General features: G+C 67.8%; 3 protein-coding genes and 1 pseudogene. 3 read left to right on the plus strand and 1 reads right to left on the minus strand.

What is annotated here, in order from left to right:
- The 3 genes and pseudogenes from HPC46_RS33955 to HPC46_RS33965 all read left to right on the plus strand — a co-directional run.
- Positions 1 to 141 (plus strand): annotated as a pseudogene (locus HPC46_RS33955) (lipoyl synthase); the annotation flags it as partial.
- A gap of 42 nt (positions 142 to 183) precedes the next feature.
- Positions 184 to 939 carry a DUF4191 domain-containing protein gene (locus HPC46_RS33960; protein WP_179476378.1) on the plus strand — a complete coding sequence of 252 codons (756 nt, stop codon included), beginning with the start codon at positions 184 to 186 and terminating at the stop codon, positions 937 to 939.
- 22 nt (positions 940 to 961) lie between these two features.
- Positions 962 to 2752 (plus strand): amidohydrolase, encoded by a 1791-nt coding sequence (locus HPC46_RS33965; protein ID WP_179476379.1) that lies wholly within the window; start codon positions 962 to 964, stop codon positions 2750 to 2752.
- Here HPC46_RS33965 and HPC46_RS33970 read toward each other — a convergent pair.
- The coding region (locus tag HPC46_RS33970; protein WP_179476380.1) for an HNH endonuclease at positions 2749 to 3284 on the minus strand (536 nt) is incomplete at its 5' end. The genes HPC46_RS33965 and HPC46_RS33970 overlap by 4 nt on opposite strands.

Consider the following 3284-nt stretch of genomic DNA (forward strand, 5'->3'; position numbering starts at 1 on the left):
CCCGAGGAGTTCGTCGAGCTGGCGGCCTACGCCGAGGGGCTGGGATTCGCCGGAGTGCTCTCCGGACCGCTGGTGCGCTCCTCCTACCGCGCGGGCCGGCTGTATCAGCAGGCCGCGGCCGCACACAAGCTCACGCGGTGACCGCGGCGTAACGCCGATCGCCGTTCCGTATTCTTGGTAGTTATGGCGAAATCCCGTAGCGCTGCCGAGAACAAGGCGGCCAAGGCCGAGGCGAAGGCTGCCAGCAAGGCCGCGGCCAAGCAGCGCCGCAAACAGCTGTGGCAGGCATTCCAGATGCAGCGCAAGGAAGACAAGCGGCTGCTGCCCTACATGATCGGCGCATTCGTGCTGATCGTGGCCGCATCGGTGGTCGGCGGGGTGCTGGCCGGCGGCGGGTTCACGATGTACATGCTGATCCCGCTGGGCGTGGTGCTCGGCGCGCTGGTCGCGTTCATCATCTTCGGTCGGCGTGCGCAGAAGTCAGTGTTCACCAAGGCCGAAGGGCAGACCGGTGCGGCGGCCTGGGCTCTGGACAACCTGCGGGGCAAGTGGCGGGTGACCCCGGGTGTGGCGGCCACCGGTCATTTCGACGCCGTGCACCGGGTGATCGGTCGGCCCGGCGTGATCTTCGTCGCCGAGGGTTCGCCGTCGCGGGTCCGTCCGCTGCTGGCGCAGGAGAAGAAGCGCACCGCACGACTGGTCGGCGATATCCCGATCTACGACGTGATCGTCGGCAACGGCGAGGGCGAGGTGCCGCTCGCCAAGCTCGAGCGTCATCTGACCAAGCTGCCGGCCAACATCACCGTCAAGCAGATGGACTCGCTGGAGTCCAAGCTCGCCGCGCTGGGCACCCGGATGGGCCCGGCGGCGATGCCGAAGGGGCCGCTGCCCGCGCAGGCAAAGATGAAGGGCGTGCAACGCACCGTGCGGAGGCGCTGACGGGCTTTGGGGGGCCACCGTTTTGTGTACTGCGTGTGAGTGGGCGCCGCACTTCAGCGCCTTGGGCACTGGGGTTCTGACGCGGCGCACGGCGCTGCGGGCCGCGGCTGTGACGGCCGTTGCGACGGCGGCCGCGTGCGCGAAGCCGCCCGCGGCGGTGGATCGCCACATCGCGGACTTCGTGTTCCGCAGCGGCCGGATCTACACCGTGTCACCCGCGCAACCGTGGGCGCAGGCGGTGGCCGTGACGCGAAACACGATCACCTATGTCGGGGACGACGCCGGCGCGATGGCGATGGCGGGCCCGGACACCCACGTCATCGACCTCAAGGGCAATCTGCTGCTGCCGGGCTTCGTCGAGGGCCACATCCATCCGTTCCTCGGCTCATTCCTGAGCAGCGGTGCCGACCTTCAGGTGCCCACCGCGCAGGACGCGCTGGCGGCCATCGCCGCGTACGCGAAGGACCATCCCGACGGACCGGTGCGTGGATTCGGTTGGCGGGTGGACATGTTCGGGCCACAGGGGCCGACGCGCCAGGAGCTGGACCGGGTGCTGCCCGACCGGCCCGGCTTCTTCTTCGCGATCGACGGCCACAGCATGTGGGCCAACAGCGCGGCGTTGGAGAAGGCCGGTGTCGGCCGCGACACCCCGGATCCGATTCCGGGCTTCAGTTACTACGTGCGTGACGAGCACGGCGAGCCGACCGGATATGTGCTCGAGGTCGAGGCCGTGCTGAGCCTGGTCAACGCCGTCGACCCGATCTCGCTGCAGTCGATGCAGGCGTTGCTGGAGACGTGGTTGCCCAAGGCGTCGGCAGCCGGCATCACGACCGTCTTCGATGCCGGGGTGCCACCGATCGGCGACGACCAGGGCGCACTGATCAGCCTGTACACGGATCTGGAGCAGCGCGGGAAACTGCCGTTCCGGGTGGTCGCCTCGTACATGGTGAAGGCACCGCCGGCGGATGACGCGGTGGCGAAGCTGACGGACATTCGCAACCGGGTCTCCACGGAGCTGGTCAACGTCGGCGTGGTGAAGGTCATCGGCGACGGCACGCAGGGCGGATACACGGCGTGGCTGATCGAGCCGTACGCGGACAAGCCCGATTCGATCGGCGGATCGCCATTCACCGAAGAGCAATGGCACCAACTGGTCCGCGAGGTCGACGCCGCCGGGTTCGACGTGCACGTGCATGCCTGCGGTGAGCGCACAGCGCGCACCGCGCTGGACTCCATCGAGGCGGCGATCGCGGTCAATCCGCCGCGCGACCGCAGGCACACGATCGCGCATCTGGTGTACGTCGAGGATCCGGACAGCCAGCGATTCGGGAAACTCGGTGTGATCGGCCAGTTTTCGGCCAATTGGATGTCTGCCGATCCGGACACCATGCAGAACATGGCCGCGCGGTACGGCACGCCGCGGCAGGACCTGTTCTATCGCGCACAGGACATCCTGCGTTCAGGTGGCCGCATTTCGCTGGGCACCGACTGGCCCGCGGCGGGATACTTCTCGACCTACAAGCCGCTGGATTCCATCCAGATCGGGGTGACCCGACAGCTGATCGGGAAGCCGGATGCGCCCGTGCTCGCGCCGGCCGATCAGCGCCTGACGGTCGCCGAGGCCGTGCATGCCAACACGATGGGCGCGGCTTACCAGATCCGGCTGGACCAGAAGGTCGGCTCCGTCGAGGTCGGCAAGCAGGCCGATCTGATCGTGTTGGACACCAACATCTTCGAGATCGACCCGCACGACATCCACCGCGCGACCATCACGATGACGATGATGAACGGCCAAGTCCGCCATCAGGTTTAAGCGGCGATCACCTGCAGTAGCTGACCGTTGAGGTAGATCTCGGCTTCGGTCATCGGAATCTTCGGCGTGCCGGGCATCGGCGGCGCGGCCGAGTGATAATGCGTGCCGGTCGGGGTGGTGAATTCCGCTGTGTGCGTACCGTTCTCGTCTACACCCGTGGTCACCGACCAGCCTGGCGCCTCTTTGGTGTAGTTGCACGCTTCGCACAGGCCTTGCCCGTTGACCGCGCTGGTGGCACCGCCGCGCCGATGTGGTGTGGCGTGGTCGCGGTGCCGAACCGGTGCATCACAGTAAGGGGTGCGGCAGCGCCGATCGCGCAACTCGATGAAGTCGGCCAAACCCTTGGGAAACAGCCGCGACCGCGACTCCAACGCCACCAGCGCCCCGCTGGCCGGGGTGGCATACAGCCGCCGCAGCGTGGCCCGGGACCGAGGATCGCTCACCGCATCGAACACCATCTTCTGCGCGACCGCCGACGGGACCGAACCGTAGCCGGCGATCGCCGCCGCGCCCTGTTGCGCCCCGAGCAGCA

It is taken from the genome of Mycolicibacterium vinylchloridicum, from assembly GCF_013404075.1.
Taxonomy (GTDB): domain Bacteria; phylum Actinomycetota; class Actinomycetes; order Mycobacteriales; family Mycobacteriaceae; genus Mycobacterium; species Mycobacterium vinylchloridicum.